Annotated in this window: 11 protein-coding genes, 17 tRNA genes and 3 rRNA genes; 2 read left to right on the forward strand and 29 right to left on the reverse strand. The window is 47.0% G+C overall.

The window, feature by feature from the left end; all coding sequences use genetic code 11:
• Positions 1–36: 36 nt before the first annotated feature.
• From MHB84_RS11400 to MHB84_RS11515, 24 genes are all read right to left on the reverse strand, one after another.
• On the reverse strand, positions 37–642 hold the full coding sequence (locus MHB84_RS11400) for a short chain dehydrogenase (protein WP_076290732.1): 606 nt from the start codon (positions 640–642) through the stop codon (positions 37–39).
• 87 nt (positions 643–729) lie between these two features.
• Entirely contained in the window at positions 730–1,368 is a 639-nt protein-coding gene (locus tag MHB84_RS11405) for a pentapeptide repeat-containing protein (RefSeq protein WP_076290733.1), read from the reverse strand.
• Between the two features lie 87 nt (positions 1,369–1,455).
• Positions 1,456–1,526: transfer RNA gene (locus MHB84_RS11410), tRNA-Gly, on the reverse strand.
• 9 nt (positions 1,527–1,535) lie between these two features.
• Positions 1,536–1,609, reverse strand: a tRNA-Pro gene (locus MHB84_RS11415).
• Between the two features lie 16 nt (positions 1,610–1,625).
• Positions 1,626–1,702: transfer RNA gene (locus tag MHB84_RS11420), tRNA-Arg, on the reverse strand.
• A 6-nt stretch (positions 1,703–1,708) separates the two neighbouring features.
• Positions 1,709–1,783, reverse strand: a tRNA-Gly gene (locus MHB84_RS11425).
• A gap of 8 nt (positions 1,784–1,791) precedes the next feature.
• Positions 1,792–1,878 (reverse strand) — tRNA-Leu (locus MHB84_RS11430).
• 9 nt (positions 1,879–1,887) lie between these two features.
• Positions 1,888–1,963, reverse strand: a tRNA-Lys gene (locus MHB84_RS11435).
• 16 nt (positions 1,964–1,979) lie between these two features.
• A tRNA-Gln gene (locus MHB84_RS11440) sits at positions 1,980–2,054 on the reverse strand.
• An 11-nt stretch (positions 2,055–2,065) separates the two neighbouring features.
• Positions 2,066–2,141, reverse strand: a tRNA-His gene (locus MHB84_RS11445).
• A 97-nt stretch (positions 2,142–2,238) separates the two neighbouring features.
• Positions 2,239–2,314 (reverse strand) — tRNA-Thr (locus MHB84_RS11450).
• A 28-nt stretch (positions 2,315–2,342) separates the two neighbouring features.
• Positions 2,343–2,420 (reverse strand) — tRNA-Asp (locus MHB84_RS11455).
• A 27-nt stretch (positions 2,421–2,447) separates the two neighbouring features.
• Positions 2,448–2,521, reverse strand: a tRNA-Met gene (locus MHB84_RS11460).
• Between the two features lie 19 nt (positions 2,522–2,540).
• Positions 2,541–2,616 (reverse strand) — tRNA-Val (locus tag MHB84_RS11465).
• Positions 2,617–2,623: 7 nt separating this feature from the next.
• Positions 2,624–2,695 (reverse strand) — tRNA-Glu (locus MHB84_RS11470).
• 19 nt (positions 2,696–2,714) lie between these two features.
• Positions 2,715–2,806 (reverse strand) — tRNA-Ser (locus tag MHB84_RS11475).
• A gap of 4 nt (positions 2,807–2,810) precedes the next feature.
• Positions 2,811–2,886, reverse strand: a tRNA-Asn gene (locus MHB84_RS11480).
• Between the two features lies 1 nt (position 2,887).
• Positions 2,888–2,963: transfer RNA gene (locus MHB84_RS11485), tRNA-Ala, on the reverse strand.
• Positions 2,964–2,987: 24 nt separating this feature from the next.
• A tRNA-Ile gene (locus MHB84_RS11490) sits at positions 2,988–3,064 on the reverse strand.
• 57 nt (positions 3,065–3,121) lie between these two features.
• Positions 3,122–3,238 (reverse strand): 5S ribosomal RNA (rrf, locus tag MHB84_RS11495).
• A gap of 80 nt (positions 3,239–3,318) precedes the next feature.
• A 23S ribosomal RNA gene (locus MHB84_RS11500) occupies positions 3,319–6,244 on the reverse strand.
• A gap of 242 nt (positions 6,245–6,486) precedes the next feature.
• A 16S ribosomal RNA gene (locus MHB84_RS11505) occupies positions 6,487–8,038 on the reverse strand.
• Together the 16S, 23S and 5S rRNA genes with 17 tRNA genes alongside form the textbook arrangement of a ribosomal RNA operon.
• A gap of 697 nt (positions 8,039–8,735) precedes the next feature.
• Positions 8,736–9,704 carry an arginase gene (gene rocF, locus MHB84_RS11510; protein WP_083679155.1) on the reverse strand — a complete coding sequence of 323 codons (969 nt, stop codon included), beginning with the start codon at positions 9,702–9,704 and terminating at the stop codon, positions 8,736–8,738.
• A gap of 53 nt (positions 9,705–9,757) precedes the next feature.
• Positions 9,758–10,951: an ornithine--oxo-acid transaminase gene (locus tag MHB84_RS11515; RefSeq protein WP_076292262.1), complete on the reverse strand. Its 1,194-nt coding sequence runs from the start codon at positions 10,949–10,951 to the stop codon at positions 9,758–9,760.
• A gap of 335 nt (positions 10,952–11,286) precedes the next feature.
• Here MHB84_RS11515 and MHB84_RS11520 point away from each other — a divergent pair, with 335 nt between their 5' ends.
• Positions 11,287–11,931: a GntR family transcriptional regulator gene (locus tag MHB84_RS11520; protein WP_076292261.1), complete on the forward strand. Its 645-nt coding sequence runs from the start codon at positions 11,287–11,289 to the stop codon at positions 11,929–11,931.
• Positions 11,932–12,109: 178 nt separating this feature from the next.
• Here MHB84_RS11520 and MHB84_RS11525 read toward each other — a convergent pair whose 3' ends face one another.
• Positions 12,110–12,850 carry a class I SAM-dependent methyltransferase gene (locus MHB84_RS11525; RefSeq protein WP_076292260.1) on the reverse strand — a complete coding sequence of 247 codons (741 nt, stop codon included), beginning with the start codon at positions 12,848–12,850 and terminating at the stop codon, positions 12,110–12,112.
• 163 nt (positions 12,851–13,013) lie between these two features.
• Between MHB84_RS11525 and MHB84_RS11530 the strand changes: the two genes are divergently transcribed.
• Positions 13,014–13,370 carry a hypothetical protein gene (locus MHB84_RS11530; protein WP_076292259.1) on the forward strand — a complete coding sequence of 119 codons (357 nt, stop codon included), beginning with the start codon at positions 13,014–13,016 and terminating at the stop codon, positions 13,368–13,370.
• 274 nt (positions 13,371–13,644) lie between these two features.
• Here the strand turns inward: MHB84_RS11530 and MHB84_RS11535 are convergent, their stop codons facing one another.
• The 4 genes from MHB84_RS11535 to MHB84_RS11550 form a co-directional block, all read right to left on the reverse strand.
• Positions 13,645–13,872 carry a cold-shock protein gene (locus tag MHB84_RS11535; protein ID WP_024633773.1) on the reverse strand — a complete coding sequence of 76 codons (228 nt, stop codon included), beginning with the start codon at positions 13,870–13,872 and terminating at the stop codon, positions 13,645–13,647.
• 190 nt (positions 13,873–14,062) lie between these two features.
• Entirely contained in the window at positions 14,063–14,263 is a 201-nt protein-coding gene (locus tag MHB84_RS11540; RefSeq protein WP_024633772.1) for a cold-shock protein, read from the reverse strand.
• Between the two features lie 387 nt (positions 14,264–14,650).
• A complete protein-coding gene (locus MHB84_RS11545) occupies positions 14,651–14,887 on the reverse strand; it encodes a DUF6953 family protein (RefSeq protein WP_076292258.1) in 237 nt (78 codons plus the stop codon).
• A gap of 142 nt (positions 14,888–15,029) precedes the next feature.
• Entirely contained in the window at positions 15,030–15,815 is a 786-nt protein-coding gene (locus MHB84_RS11550) for a CPBP family intramembrane glutamic endopeptidase (protein ID WP_076292257.1), read from the reverse strand.
• Positions 15,816–15,995: the final 180 nt, after the last annotated feature.

Consider the following 15,995-nt stretch of genomic DNA (forward strand, 5'->3'; position numbering starts at 1 on the left):
ATTCTACTGATCTCCTTTATTTAATATTCCATACAGTTAATATATTTTAAAGGTCTGGGCTGTTTCGATCCCAAGTGCACTCTGAATAAATGTATTGGCGACCCGCTCCACAGGAACCGGATTAAATCCAATAAACACACCCTTATATTTCTCTGCGGATTCAACAAACAGGTTAGGACTAACCGAATTCAGACGTATACCTCGCGGCAGCTCATACGCTGCTGCCTTGGCAAACGAATCAATTGCACCGTTGACCATAGCACTGGATGCGCCTTTCAGAATGGGATGGTCCTGTATAATGCCGCTGACCAGCGTAAAGCTTCCCTTATCGTTGATGTAGTGCTGCCCAATCAAGACGATGTTCACTTGACCGAGTAATTTCCCCTGCACACTAATCATGTTGTTCTCAGGAGTCAGCTCCTCCAACTTCGCATAATGGGTCTGGCCTGCTGCAACAATGACATAATCAATATTAGTTACCGTTTCAAAGAGGGATGTAATACTCTCAGTCGAGGTCATATCTACATGGTAATCCCCGGATTGCCTGCCAGCTGTAATGACTTCAACGGAATATTCCTGAAGCTTCGCAACAACAGCCTTGCCTAATGTTCCATTTCCTCCAATAACCAGAGCCCTTTTCATAATCCGCCTCCTTTTTATCAGTGAAAGCATGATATTGTACATTCATTGATCTCTTCATTTAAACAAAGATCACTCGCATAATCAAACTTACTTCACAATTAAGCCTAATAATCCAACAAAAGAGGCAGCCTGAGCATCAGAGATAATGCATCCGTCCAGGTCCTCAATATCCACGTGTAACCTTTCAAAGCTACAGTCACTAAGGTCCACTCCCTTAAGCTTAACCCCAGACAAAAGAGCTTGATCTATATTGCATTCAGAAAACTCCAGTTTTTGAGCTGTAGCTTGAAAGAAATCGCCACTAACTAGAGAACATTCCGTGTACTTCACCTGTTTAAACTTGGAAAATCGAAATAAAGAAAGGTCAGCTACACAGCCCTGAAAGGTTACATTTTGGAGCCTGCTATTTGAAAAATTAGTACCAAGCAATTTACAGTTTCTAAATTCTGTCCGGTGTAGGAAAGAACCGTTAAAGTCCATATTGGACAAATCACATTTATCAAAAATCACATCAGTAAGCTCGACTTCAGGGAGAGAGGACTGGCTGAAGATCACGTTCTCAAAAACCACTTTATCGAATGAAACCCGGCTGGCGCTCTGATTCTCAATAGAGATATTGGTAAATCGTCCATGTTTGATTTCTTCTTTACTCTCCCATGCTTCTAAAGTTAACGATAACTCTTCGAGTTCCAGGGGAATCTTTGGAGTTTCTATTTTATTTTTCATAAGTCCTCCCACTATTTTCTTATATGAGCTTACTATATCAAAAAGAGCCCTTGCAATAAGCAAGAGCTCTCTTTGTTGTTACCATGAAGCGGGTGATGGGAATCGAACCCACGCTATTAGCTTGGAAGGCTAAAGTTCTACCATTGAACTACACCCGCATATAAAAATCGGGATGACACGATTTGAACATGCGACCCCCTGGTCCCAAACCAGGTGCTCTACCAAGCTGAGCTACATCCCGATACTTATGAAAATAATGGCGCGCCCTGAGAGATTCGAACTCCCGGCCTTTTGATTCGTAGTCAAACGCTCTATCCAGCTGAGCTAAGGGCGCAAATATTGGAGCGGAAGACGGGAATCGAACCCGCGACCCTCGCCTTGGCAAGGCGATGCTCTACCGCTGAGCCACTTCCGCAAAATATATGGTGCGGTCGAGAGGACTCGAACCTCCACGGGGGTTAGCCCACACGGACCTGAACCGTGCGCGTCTGCCAATTCCGCCACGACCGCAAAATATAATGGTGAGTCATGAAGGGCTCGAACCTTCGACACCCTGATTAAAAGTCAGGTGCTCTACCAACTGAGCTAATGACTCAAACTAAAAACTAAAATGGCTGGGGATATAGGATTTGAACCTATGCATGACGGAGTCAAAGTCCGTTGCCTTACCGCTTGGCTAATCCCCATTAAGAAAACATGGGGCGATCGAGGGGAATTGAACCCCCGAATGCCGGATCCACAAACCGGTGCGTTAACCACTTCGCCACGATCGCCATAAGCTATCCCTTACATTCGCTGAGAGTATCTCAGTATTCCCATCTGAAACTACAATATACATTCTATTATAAATTCAGAGGTAAATGCAATAAATGGTGCCGGCGAGAGGACTTGAACCCCCAACCTACTGATTACAAGTCAGTTGCTCTACCAGTTGAGCTACACCGGCACGGTGTAAAATGTTACTTGAGTAAAAATGGCGGAACCGACGGGATTCGAACCCGCGATCTCCTGCGTGACAGGCAGGCATGTTAGGCCAACTACACCACGGTTCCAGATCACTTTCTTCAGAGAAAGTATAATTGCGGGGGCAGGATTTGAACCTGCGGCCTTCGGGTTATGAGCCCGACGAGCTACCGGGCTGCTCCACCCCGCGTCGTTATTTAAAAGTTATATGGTGGAGGCTGAGGGGATCGAACCCCCGACCCTCTGCTTGTAAGGCAGATGCTCTCCCAGCTGAGCTAAGCCTCCATATATATGACCCGTAGGGGATTCGAACCCCTGTTACCTCCGTGAAAGGGAGGTGTCTTAACCCCTTGACCAACGGGCCACAGTAACAAAATTCTATCTGGCGGAGAGAGAGGGATTCGAACCCTCGAGACGCTTTTGGCGCCTACACGATTTCCAATCGTGCTCCTTCGACCAACTCGGACACCTCTCCTGAATGGCTCCCCGAACAGGGCTCGAACCTGTGACAACTCGATTAACAGTCGAGTGCTCTACCAACTGAGCTATCAGGGAATGGTGGAGCCAAGCGGGATCGAACCGCTGACCTCCTGCTTGCAAGGCAGGCGCTCTCCCAGCTGAGCTATGGCCCCATACACTGTGGTTTAAAACTTATATGGTGGGCCCTGGTGGACTCGAACCACCGGCCTCACCCTTATCAGAGGTGCGCTCTAACCAACTGAGCTAAGGGCCCCAATATATTTCCCTTTTCCTTACGAGGGGGGCAAAAAAAATACCCCAAAGGGAATTCGCTTGGCGGCGTCCTACTCTCCCAGGACCCTGCGGTCCAAGTACCATCGGCGCTAGAGGGCTTAACGGTCGTGTTCGGGATGGGTACGTGTGGAACCCCTCCGCCATCGCCACCAAACGCATAGCTTAGCTTACATCTCAGAGTTTATTCTCTGAAAACTAGATCCGAAACGAAATGTGCGATTTACAACGTGCATATTGGATAAGCCCTCGACCGATTAGTACTGGTCAGCTCCATGCATTGCTGCACTTCCACCCCCAGCCTATCTACCTCGTCGTCTTCAAGGGGTCTTACATACTGGGAAATCTCATCTTGAGGGGGGCTTCACGCTTAGATGCTTTCAGCGCTTATCCCTTCCGTACATAGCTACCCAGCGGTGCTCCTGGCGGAACAACTGGTACACCAGCGGTACGTCCATCCCGGTCCTCTCGTACTAAGGACAGCTCCTCTCAAATTTCCTACGCCCACGACAGATAGGGACCGAACTGTCTCACGACGTTCTGAACCCAGCTCGCGTACCGCTTTAATGGGCGAACAGCCCAACCCTTGGGACCTACTTCAGCCCCAGGATGCGATGAGCCGACATCGAGGTGCCAAACCTCCCCGTCGATGTGGACTCTTGGGGGAGATAAGCCTGTTATCCCCAGGGTAGCTTTTATCCGTTGAGCGATGGCCCTTCCATGCGGTACCACCGGATCACTAAGCCCGACTTTCGTCCCTGCTCGACTTGTAGGTCTCGCAGTCAAGCTCCCTTATGCCTTTGCACTCTTCGAATGATTTCCAACCATTCTGAGGGAACCTTTGGGCGCCTCCGTTACTCTTTAGGAGGCGACCGCCCCAGTCAAACTGCCCACCTGACACTGTCCCCGCACCGGATTACGGTACCAGGTTAGAACCTAGATACGATCAGGGTGGTATCCCAACGGTGCCTCCACACAAGCTGGCGCTCATGCTTCAAAGGCTCCCACCTATCCTGTACAGATCGTACCCAAATTCAATATCAAGCTGCAGTAAAGCTCCATGGGGTCTTTCCGTCTTGTCGCGGGTAACCTGCATCTTCACAGGTATTAAAATTTCACCGGATCTCTCGTTGAGACAGCGCCCAAGTCGTTACGCCATTCGTGCGGGTCAGAATTTACCTGACAAGGAATTTCGCTACCTTAGGACCGTTATAGTTACGGCCGCCGTTTACTGGGGCTTCGGTTCACAGCTTCGGATTGCTCCTAACCGCTCCCCTTAACCTTCCAGCACCGGGCAGGCGTCAGCCCGTATACTTCGCCTTACGGCTTCGCACAGACCTGTGTTTTTGCTAAACAGTCGCTTGGGCCTTTTCACTGCGGCCCCCTCGTGCTATTCACACTACCGGGGCACCCCTTCTCCCGAAGTTACGGGGTCATTTTGCCGAGTTCCTTAACGAGAGTTCTTCCGCGCGCCTTAGAATTCTCTTCTCGCCTACCTGTGTCGGTTTGCGGTACGGGCACCATCACCTGGCTAGAGGCTTTTCTTGGCAGTGTGAGATCATGACCTTCGCTACTATAATTTTCGCTCCCCATCACAGCCCAGCCTTACGATGTGCGGATTTGCCTACACATCAGCCTCACTGCTTAGACGGACATCCATCAGTCCGCGTCACTACCCTGCTGCGTCCCCCCATTGCTCATAACGGCTTACGGTGGTACAGGAATTTCGACCTGTTGTCCTTCGACTACGCCTTTCGGCCTCGCCTTAGGTCCCGACTTACCCTGAGCGGACGAGCCTTCCTCAGGAACCCTTAGGCTTTCGGCGGATCAGATTCTCACTGATCTTTTCGTTACTCATACCGGCATTCTCACTTGTATAATGTCCAGCGCTCCTTACGGTACACCTTCAACCCTTATACAACGCTCCCCTACCCCTGATGCAAAGCATCAAGCCATAGCTTCGGTGGTGTGTTTAGCCCCGTTACATTTTCGGCGCAGAGTCACTCGACCAGTGAGCTATTACGCACTCTTTCAATGGTGGCTGCTTCTAAGCCAACATCCTGGTTGTCTGTGCAACTCCACATCCTTTCCCACTTAACACACACTTGGGGACCTTAGCTGATGGTCTGGGCTGTTTCCCTTTTGACAATGGATCTTAGCACTCACTGTCTGACTCCCGGAAGTAAGTCTATGGCATTCGGAGTTTGACTGAGCTTGGTAACCCTTGCGGGCCCCGCACCCAATCAGTGCTCTACCTCCACGACTCTGTTTTCCGAGGCTAGCCCTAAAGCTATTTCGGGGAGAACCAGCTATCTCCGAGTTCGATTGGAATTTCTCCGCTACCCCCACCTCATCCCCGCACTTTTCAACGTGCGTGGGTTCGGGCCTCCAGTGCGTGTTACCGCACCTTCACCCTGGACAGGGGTAGATCACCCGGTTTCGGGTCTACGTCCACGTACTATGTCGCCCTATTCAGACTCGCTTTCGCTGCGGCTCCGGCTCTTCACCTTAACCTTGCACGGGAACGTAACTCGCCGGTTCATTCTACAAAAGGCACGCCATCACCCCTAAAACGGGCTCTGACTTTTTGTAAGCACACGGTTTCAGGTTCTATTTCACTCCCCTTCCGGGGTGCTTTTCACCTTTCCCTCACGGTACTGCTTCACTATCGGTCGCTAGGAAGTATTTAGCCTTGGCAGATGGTCCTGCCGGATTCATACGGGGTTTCACGTGCCCCGCACTACTCGGGATACATCTCGGAGAGAACCAACTTTCAAGTACAGGGCTTTTACCTTCTTTGGCGGGCCTTTCCAGACCTCTTCGTTTAACCGGTTCCTTTGTAACTCCATGTGAGATGTCCCACAACCCCAAAGAGCAAGCTCTCTGGTTTGGGCTTCTCCGCGTTCGCTCGCCGCTACTGACGGAATCACTATTGTTTTCTCTTCCTCAAGGTACTTAGATGTTTCAGTTCCCCTGGTATGCCTCTACATAACCTATGTATTCAGTTATGAGTAACTGGAAATTACCCCAGCTGGGTTTCCCCATTCGGACACCCCCGGATCAAAGCTTGCTTACAGCTCCCCGAGGCAGTTTCGTTGTTCGCCACGTCCTTCATCGGCTCCTAGCGCCTAGGCATCCTCCGTGTGCTCTTAGTAGCTTAACCAATTGCTCCAAGGAGCAAATGCAATCTACCGTTTTTATTGAAACTTGTTTACACAAGTTCAGCTTAAAAAGGAATGTTCTAATTCGCAATTTTCGTTTCGATATCTAGTTTTCAAAGAACAAGCTCCATGCAAAAGCAAGCTGTTTGAGAGTTTGAGCTCTCAAAACTGAGCAACGAGTGAGTAGTTTTTGCAGCTAAGCTGCGGTTTTGAATGTTTCCACTCGGGAAACGATTCTCCATAGAAAGGAGGTGATCCAGCCGCACCTTCCGATACGGCTACCTTGTTACGACTTCACCCCAATCATCTATCCCACCTTCGGCGGCTGGCTCCTTGCGGTTACCCCACCGACTTCGGGTGTTATAAACTCTCGTGGTGTGACGGGCGGTGTGTACAAGACCCGGGAACGTATTCACCGCGGCATGCTGATCCGCGATTACTAGCAATTCCGACTTCATGCAGGCGAGTTGCAGCCTGCAATCCGAACTGAGACCGGCTTTTTAGGATTCGTTCCACCTCGCGGCTTCACAGCCCGTTGTACCGGCCATTGTAGTACGTGTGTAGCCCAGGTCATAAGGGGCATGATGATTTGACGTCATCCCCACCTTCCTCCGGTTTGTCACCGGCAGTCACCTTAGAGTGCCCACCCGAAGTGCTGGCAACTAAGATCAAGGGTTGCGCTCGTTGCGGGACTTAACCCAACATCTCACGACACGAGCTGACGACAACCATGCACCACCTGTCTCCTCTGTCCCGAAGGAAAGGTACATCTCTGTACCGGTCAGAGGGATGTCAAGACCTGGTAAGGTTCTTCGCGTTGCTTCGAATTAAACCACATACTCCACTGCTTGTGCGGGTCCCCGTCAATTCCTTTGAGTTTCAGTCTTGCGACCGTACTCCCCAGGCGGAGTGCTTAATGTGTTAACTTCGGCACCAAGGGTATCGAAACCCCTAACACCTAGCACTCATCGTTTACGGCGTGGACTACCAGGGTATCTAATCCTGTTTGCTCCCCACGCTTTCGCGCCTCAGCGTCAGTTACAGCCCAGAGAGTCGCCTTCGCCACTGGTGTTCCTCCACATATCTACGCATTTCACCGCTACACGTGGAATTCCACTCTCCTCTTCTGCACTCAAGTCACCCAGTTTCCAGTGCGATCCGGGGTTGAGCCCCGGGATTAAACACCAGACTTAAATGACCGCCTGCGCGCGCTTTACGCCCAATAATTCCGGACAACGCTTGCCCCCTACGTATTACCGCGGCTGCTGGCACGTAGTTAGCCGGGGCTTTCTTCTCAGGTACCGTCACCTTGAGAGCAGTTACTCTCCCAAGCGTTCTTCCCTGGCAACAGAGCTTTACGATCCGAAAACCTTCATCACTCACGCGGCATTGCTCCGTCAGGCTTTCGCCCATTGCGGAAGATTCCCTACTGCTGCCTCCCGTAGGAGTCTGGGCCGTGTCTCAGTCCCAGTGTGGCCGATCACCCTCTCAGGTCGGCTACGCATCGTCGCCTTGGTGAGCCGTTACCCCACCAACTAGCTAATGCGCCGCAGGCCCATCCCCAAGTGACAGATTGCTCCGTCTTTCCAGTTCTCTTCAGGAGAAGAAAACAACTATTCGGTATTAGCTACCGTTTCCGGTAGTTGTCCCAAGCTTGAGGGCAGGTTGCCTACGTGTTACTCACCCGTCCGCCGCTAACTATCAGAGAAGCAAGCTTCTCATCAAGTCCGCTCGACTTGCATGTATTAGGCATGCCGCCAGCGTTCGTCCTGAGCCAGGATCAAACTCTCCAATAAAGTATTGAAAAGAGCGATAAGCTCATTTTGAAACTGACGAGATTAAAAATCTCATTTTATGCTCCAGTCGATCCAAGCCAAGGCTTGTCTCAAACTTTTGCGTTCATTCTGCAAGCAGAATGTTTACTCACTCGTTGTTCAGTTTTCAAAGATCAAACTTATTTCATTGCCGCGTGTTGTTCACCTCAGCAACTTTTATATCTTATCACATCCGAACCAACTTTGCAAGCTCTTTTTTTAAGTTTCTTTCGAAGCTTATTTGTTTCGCTTGCCGCACCGTGTTTCTCGTGTTTTCTTGGCCGGAATTAGAATATACCATGTACAGATTTCGATTGCAAGCTTTATTTTTAAAAAAACGTTAGAACCACATTCTCCGTCAGATAATCTCAATCTCTTTCTTCTATAATAAAGCCTTCGTAATTATACCCATCACTTCTAAAGGAACCAAGAGGCAAGACATAACCAAACATTCTTACTCTATAAGGCCCACTTCACCCCCCATCCATTCAAGAGCAAGGGGTGCAACCAACAACTATAGCCAGGGAAGCCAAACATACCTATCTTCACTCAGTCGAAGATCATATGGATGAGTCTGACCCTGGCTCTTATATAACATTACATTATATGATTTAACCATACCTTCTATATCTTCTATATAAACATGGATTCATCCGAACAAGAAATAGTAATACACTCGTTATAAGATCCGTTTACCCAGCAATGAAGCAATCAATTCAACTCCAAGGCGGGCCGTATGCCTGTTCTGATCAAACAGCGGGTTAACCTCCACCAGATCCATCGACGTAACTCGGTTGGTGGAAGCGAGCAGCTCCAGTGCGAAATGAGCTTCACGATAATTCAATCCCCCTGGTACCGGCGTACCCACACCTGGAGCCTCACGCGGATCAAGACAATCCATATCAAAGCTAATATGAATACCATCTGTTCCTTCCCCGACTACAACCAGCGCCTGTTCAACAACCTGTTGTATCCCTATTCGATCAATATCATGCATTGTAAAACTCTTAATGCCAAGCGCTCGAATCTGTTCCTTTTCATACACATCCAGATCACGCAAGCCAATATAGACCAGATTGGAGGCATTAACGAAAGGCCCCGCTCCCGGAATATGAGACAAGTTAAAAGCTGAATGCCCCAAAGCGGCAGCAACACTCATCCCATGCATATTTCCAGATAGACTACGCTCTTCTGTGTTCAAATCCGCATGAGCATCAAACCAGATTACACCCAGATTGGAATAGTGCCCAGACAACCCAGCAAGAGAACCTATCGCTACACTGTGATCCCCACCCAGAACAAGTGGAAAAGAACCTCTCGCTATCGCGCCAGACACTTCACTGCACACTCGCTCACTCACCTGTTTAACCTCGGATAAATATTTCACACGGTTGCGTTCAATTGGAGCAACAGACTCTGAGGGACAATCTACACGGATCTCTTTTGATACATTCAGCCCAAGGCTTGCAATTTCACGTTTCAAACCTGCTGTAATGAGTTCATCCGGACCTAACTCAGCACCACCTCGTGCTCCTCCTAATCCAAAAGGAACCTTAATGATGGCAACATCATTATGATGCAGAAGCAATTGTCTCGTTTCATTAGAAGCATTTAGCATTCCTGCAGATTCAATATCAATGTTTTCCATGTAGGTCAGCTCCTTCGCAGCTTATATGAAGTAATCAAGGAATGAAAGGTATATCAGTCACCCAACACCTGAGTAATCCGCTCCAACGCCCAGTCAATTTCAGCCTCCGTAATGGTAAGTGGCGGTGCAAAACGGATCGTTGTCTCATGAGTTTCTTTACAGAGCAGTCCAACAGACATTAATTTCTCACAATAAGGACGTGCAGGCACATGCAGATTAACACCGATGAACAATCCTCTACCTCGAATCTCACGCACAGCTGAACTGCGAATTCCCTGAAGCTGTTTTATAAAATAATTCCCCAGACGCTCCGAGCGCTCTGCAAGCTTCTCATCTTCCAGAACTTCCAGTGCTGCGACAGCCACGGCACAAGCGAGTGGGTTCCCCCCGAATGTGGAGCCATGAGAACCTGGTTCAAACAAATCCAGTATTTCTGAATTAGCAGCAATAGCCGAGATGGGCATCACTCCTCCACCCAGCGCTTTACCCATAATCCAGATATCAGGTTCAACCCCCTCCCAGTCAGAAGCAAAACGGCGCCCCGTTCGTCCGAATCCGGTCTGAATCTCATCCGCTACTGTCAACACCCGGTGCTGTTTGCACAGCGCAAAGGCTTCAGCAAGATATCCTTCTGGCGGAATGACAATACCGGCTTCCCCCTGAATAGGTTCCACAAGGAAAGCGGCCGTGTTCGGTGTGATCGCAAGTTTAAGCGCTTCAATGTCACCATAAGGAATAATTTTGAATCCGGGTGTAAAAGGTCCAAAGTCTTTTTTGTACTCTTCTGAAGATGAGAAAGAGGTGACCGTCAGCGTTCTTCCATGAAAATTTCCTGAGCATACGATGATTTCAGCTTGATTTTCCTGTACGCCCTTGCAACGATATGCCCATCTCCGAACTGCTTTCACGGCCGTTTCAACCGCTTCAGCTCCCGTGTTCATGGCCAGAATTTTGGGTTTGCCTGTAAATTGCGAGAGCTTCTGATAGAAAAGTGATGCCGCACTGCTGTGAAATGCCCGTGATGTTAATGTTACCCGATCTGCCTGATCTTTCAGCGCCTGAATGATTGCTGGATGTCTGTGCCCATGATTTAGTGCCGAATATGCACTTAACATATCCATATAACGGCGACCTTCGGGATCTTCGACCCATACTCCCTCCGCCTGCTCAATGACGATCGGGAGCGGATGATAATTAGGTGCAGCATAACGTTCCGACCAATCCATTAACATTTTTGAATCTGACATATACTCCCAGCACCCCTTTTTAATTATATTGTATACAAAATACAATATCAATGTATGCTTCGCCACGACTATTTACGACTCCTGCTCACTTTTTCCGCTATCACCTAAAAATAAGTTGCATTGTAATGGAACAACACATTTATACGCTGAAATTCCATAAAACTTAATTTTCCACAACCCTAAATCAACATATCTTTAGATCATTAAGATTGCTTGCCCAACTTCCCCCTCGGTGTTAAGATGATAAAAACTTGAAACTCCCGAACGGCGCACCATTACAGGGCTTACACCCTCACACATTCAATCATCACTATATACAGAAGGGGGGATTCGGTATGGAGGCACCCAAATACCGGTCCTTGAAAGATCACGTTTACGATTATATCGCGCAGAAAATTCAGGACGGGACATTGCTCCCCAATCAGAAGATTAATGAAGCGGAGATTTGCAAAAAGCTGGACATCAGCCGTACCCCTACTCGGGAAGCCTTATTTCAGCTCACTTCTGACAATCTTCTGCAATATATTCCACGTAGGGGATTTATCGTCGCTCCTTTTGATGCTGGCAAAAAACTTGAGTTCTCGCAGGCCATTGGTGCGCTTGAGGCACTCGCTGCTACACTCGCAGCGGACCAACTCAAACCGTCTGAGCTCCTGGAGATGGAGGCCCTTGTTGCACGAATGGATGAAGATATTATCCAGCTAGATCTGGCCGCTTACAGCAAAAACCAATATCAATTTCATAACCTATACATCCAACGCTGCGGCAACGCCACTGTCATCGAGATGTTAAACACGTTAAAAAACAGCTTTATTCGCCAATCATATGTCAGCGACAACAAGCCGAAGCTCTCCAGTGTACTTAATGAAGTAAATGAAGAACATCGCCAAATCGTAAGCGCTTTTCGAGCCAAAGATAAACCGCAACTGGAAGCTCTGTTGAAGCATCACTGGCGCATTATCGACAACGATATGCTGTAATGCTTTCAGCCATAATATGGCGTGGACTATTTTCATTACTCACTGGATTGGATTTAGAGTCCAAAACCAAGAAAAAGCAATCCACTTTAGAGTGGGTTGCTTTTTTAGATGCCAGATTTGGCATCAGCCTAATTTTTTCAAATTCGTTATTGGACTACCCTCTCGCCAACAAGTAATCCTACTCTTTCTGTTTGTTATCGTTAACCATTGATGACTTTGCTTCAAAAACCGCATAACCTAGTCTTTTTCCATATCTCGCAAGCAGACGATCATTGGTACGACCCATACGCTGTACTTGCTCATCCTCAAACAAGCTCATATCCATCTCCCGATGAGGGTCATGATCCACGCCCCATTTGCCCATAGAACGAGATTGTTCCTTGATCAAGACTTCAGTAAATCCACACTGTCTGAGACGTTTCTTCCATGTAGTCATGGTTGCCAATGTCCTTATTCCATAAAATTGTTTCAGCCTTCGGCTCATCATCTCTGTCTTCCTTCCGGATAACACCATCTCCCGATCAATGAATATACCGCCTGGCTTCAATACTCTCTTATATTCCGTAAGGGTACTTCGCCACTGGGTGAAGATAGTGACAGACTCTACAAATACCACATCAAAATAATGATCCGGAAAAGGTAAGGATTTCACATCTGCTTGAATAAAACGAATATCCAAGCGCTCCCGTCTTGCGCGTCGCACCGCTTTCTCCAACATCTGCCGATTAAGATCAACCGCAGTTACCCGATAACCGTTTCGAGCCAGATAACAAGCCGTCCTTCCTGTACCGCATCCCACCTCAAGCACCTTACTATGCGCAGGCAGAGACAGCGTATCCAATAGTTGCATCGTTGCTGTAAACCCTCCCGGATGGGCACTCCCTTCTCCAAGCCGGGCCAGTAAATCATGATAATCCATGAGATCCCTCCCTTTTACTCCCTTCAGTGTATGGAGTAAATATAAAAACGGCTCCTCCCCATCTAATTTCCGGGTACTCGTCCATACCAATCAGTCTTCTTTTTACTATGATATACAAACCGTTGAATTCAAGCGGCAACCGCACCTATTGAGGAGGATTTGCATGTACAGAATTAATCCGGTATGTGAAGAAACGGTTTCTCCGCACGTTGGACGTTCCGTTTGTCTCGTTATGAACGACGGTAAGCATATGTATGGTACGCTTAGTCAATGTCGCGATGGTAAAATTTATTTGAACGGATGTTTCGAAGGACCACGGCTGTGTTCAGTCAAATCCAAACAGCAGCTTGTAAAAAGCAGCAAGAAAAACGCTGTTGCAACAAAGAAAGTTAAATCCTCGGCCTACGGTCCATATGGTTATGGAGGATACGGCGGGGGTTACGGTGGTTACGGCTATGGAGCAGGGATCGATCTGGCTCTTGTAGCAACCCTATTTCTGCTGCCGTTCCTGTTCATCTAAAATTTCTAAACAATCAAAAAAAACCTTCTCGCTTCATGCGAGAAGGTTTTTTGTTTTCGATTTATCGTTACTTCAAACCCTAAATTCAAGTAAACAAATTGCTATAAATTAAAAATATTCCCACTTAGATATTCAACATAATTGGGAAAAAGGTATAAAAAAAGGCATTCGCCAAAACGAATGCCGGGAACTTCATATTTAATACCCTTACCTTTATACAAGATGTCAGGTTCAACTTAAAAAAAAACACCTCGTTAGAGGCGGGTAAGCTATGTTAAATCCGATTTCCTTTAGGCATCGTTTTCAGATTACTATTCGAATTTTCAAGCAATGGCAGCATCCTGGTCGTGCTAACCATCTCAGAAGCACATATCGGACAAGTAGGCACGCTATCAAACGCAAAATTGTCCCGCATCCATCCTTTGCACGTATCACTCGTACATTCCCAGATTGCCGCATCAGCTTGTGGAATCTCTTCCAACGGTTTTTTGCGATTATACATGACTTCTACCCCCTTTGTTATGGAAAAACATCTAATCCGACGTTATTTCACAGAAGCCACTACTTAGCGGAAGTTTTGTCCCGTCCGGACTTCTGTCTCGACAACTATTGGGCCGACTTTCATTATAACTGCTCAAAAAAAAAGAAGCTGCCTTTACCATTATAACATGTTAAAGGCAGCTATGCTTTAATTACAGTTTTACAACTTCTTCTGCTTGAGGACCACGGTTTCCTTGTACAATTTTAAATTGCACGCGTTGACCTTCGTCCAGCGTTTTGAAGCCTTCGCCTGTAATAGCGCTGAAGTGTACGAATACATCTTCTCCGCCTTCAACTTCGATGAAACCGAAGCCTTTATCAGCGTTGAACCATTTTACTGTTCCGTTTTGCATGTGAATTACACCTCCAAATAAAGATTAACATGTTCCTTTGTTCTTTGCAGCAAGCAAATAAAAATTCACACATTGAAAAAGGTACCAGTCATAACCTATAAGTGATCGCCCTTTACAATATGTGAATTAGGTTTTCCACTCTCTACAACTTGTTTTTATTATAACTCCGTTTCCACCAAAAAGCAAATCTTTGTATTTTCTTTTCAAACAGCTTTGGAAATACATGTATTCGCACGCACTGGAACAGGGTTTGTCGCTTGCCTACCGCTCAGTACGGTCTTATGAAAGGATATGCAGATCCGAACCAACTTATACATTTTCTATAAAATATTTTGACATGCATATCCAACACATCCATGAAAGCTCAATCAATTACATAATTACACTCTACGTCCATGCCCACATAAAAGCATCACGATCCCATGCAATCTGCCCACGATGTAGCTTACGGAACGCTTTCTTCACATCTTTTGATAACGAAGTATTTCCATTCTCATTCACAAATACAAATTCTTCTCCAAAATTGGACTTTACATATTCAATTGCAGCTTCCTGATGAAGCGTACCGGTGAATTTAATCTCCTGTACCATCCATTCCGCCACTGCCTGTGCTGTTTTTTCCACAATATCACCTATTTATCTACCCATTGTACGGATGAACGGGCCCCCGATTATGTAACAAGCCTGTCATACCGCCAGACTGAAGTATACCACGATCCCAAGGCTGGCGGTAAACAGAGTTATGTAGCTTCCAATCAAGATCGGTTTAATGAACCACTGAACTCCCTGGTGTACTACTCTCTGACGAAGATGATTTCGTTCGAATGCTAAACGTCAACCATACGCAATAAGCAACCAACACAACCAATATGAAGATATCGTAGAAAAGAGTCCCGGTATCTTGCCGGTCGTTCCCAAGAAATTGAATCAAATTATGTATGAAATGAAACAGGATCAGCGGCACGATATTTCCGTTTTTCAACATTAACAGCGCGAGTGCCGCTCCAAGCAGCAATGCATAGATCAATTGCAGAATGGTATCTGCCATACTCTGACCGGATAATGCATTCATGATATGAGTAATAGAAAATAAAACACTGGATGTGACAACTGCCGCAACCGCACTCTTACGAAGCAAAGTTTTGAAGATCAGTCCACGATAAATGGTTTCCTCCACAAAAGCGACAAGCAAGGTGAAAAAGATAAAAAAGGCGACCTTGGACAAGGTTAACTCTGTAAATCCTTTGAGTGCAAGAGTACCCAGTACAAGGAGTAGCGGAATATAATACTTGGCATGACTTGCCGGGATGGTTCTTAAGGAGCGAAATCCAGTCTCTCTCCATTTGCGTCGTAGGGTGAGATAAATAATGAGCACGAGGGCAATTGGAGTAAATGACATCAATACGGGTGATGTGTAGTCCAGTTGCTTCACGGTTGCAATCGCTCCTGCTACGAAAACCGCCAGCAAGAGGAGTAATTCAATAATCACTACCGTCAGTACCGGTTTACGTACGGAGAAGGATTGGTTTTGCCTGGATTGCGGGGTTTTCATAAATTGTATCGGCCTCATTTCGTTTTTAATTCGTTGTCACACGAACTTATATGACAATTTAGTTGTATCATATCTATAGATATTCCGGTATCCTTTTCTGGATAAAACTATAAAAGTAACAAAAAAGAGAATTCCTCTTACAGCTTTTACCTTACAATCAGGTATGGCTCAAGTGCTAAA

The sequence above is a fragment of the Paenibacillus sp. FSL F4-0087 genome, assembly GCF_038020215.1.
GTDB classification, from domain to species: domain Bacteria; phylum Bacillota; class Bacilli; order Paenibacillales; family Paenibacillaceae; genus Paenibacillus; species Paenibacillus taichungensis.

Bases quoted from the DNA above. Each gene is read 5' to 3' on its own strand.
- MHB84_RS11540 (WP_024633772.1), bottom strand. From the start codon at position 14,263: ATGCAAAACGGAACAGTAAAATGGTTCAACGCTGATAAAGGCTTCGGT.
- MHB84_RS11525 (WP_076292260.1), bottom strand. From the start codon at position 12,850: ATGGATTATCATGATTTACTGGCCCGGCTTGGAGAAGGGAGTGCCCAT.
- MHB84_RS11535 (WP_024633773.1), bottom strand. From the start codon at position 13,872: ATGTATAATCGCAAAAAACCGTTGGAAGAGATTCCACAAGCTGATGCG.
- MHB84_RS11400 (WP_076290732.1), bottom strand. From the start codon at position 642: ATGAAAAGGGCTCTGGTTATTGGAGGAAATGGAACATTAGGCAAGGCT.
- MHB84_RS11405 (WP_076290733.1), bottom strand. From the start codon at position 1,368: ATGAAAAATAAAATAGAAACTCCAAAGATTCCCCTGGAACTCGAAGAG.
- rocF (WP_083679155.1), bottom strand. From the start codon at position 9,704: ATGGAAAACATTGATATTGAATCTGCAGGAATGCTAAATGCTTCTAAT.
- MHB84_RS11530 (WP_076292259.1), top strand. From the start codon at position 13,014: ATGTACAGAATTAATCCGGTATGTGAAGAAACGGTTTCTCCGCACGTT.
- MHB84_RS11550 (WP_076292257.1), bottom strand. From the start codon at position 15,815: ATGAAAACCCCGCAATCCAGGCAAAACCAATCCTTCTCCGTACGTAAA.
- MHB84_RS11515 (WP_076292262.1), bottom strand. From the start codon at position 10,951: ATGTCAGATTCAAAAATGTTAATGGATTGGTCGGAACGTTATGCTGCA.
- MHB84_RS11520 (WP_076292261.1), top strand. From the start codon at position 11,287: ATGGAGGCACCCAAATACCGGTCCTTGAAAGATCACGTTTACGATTAT.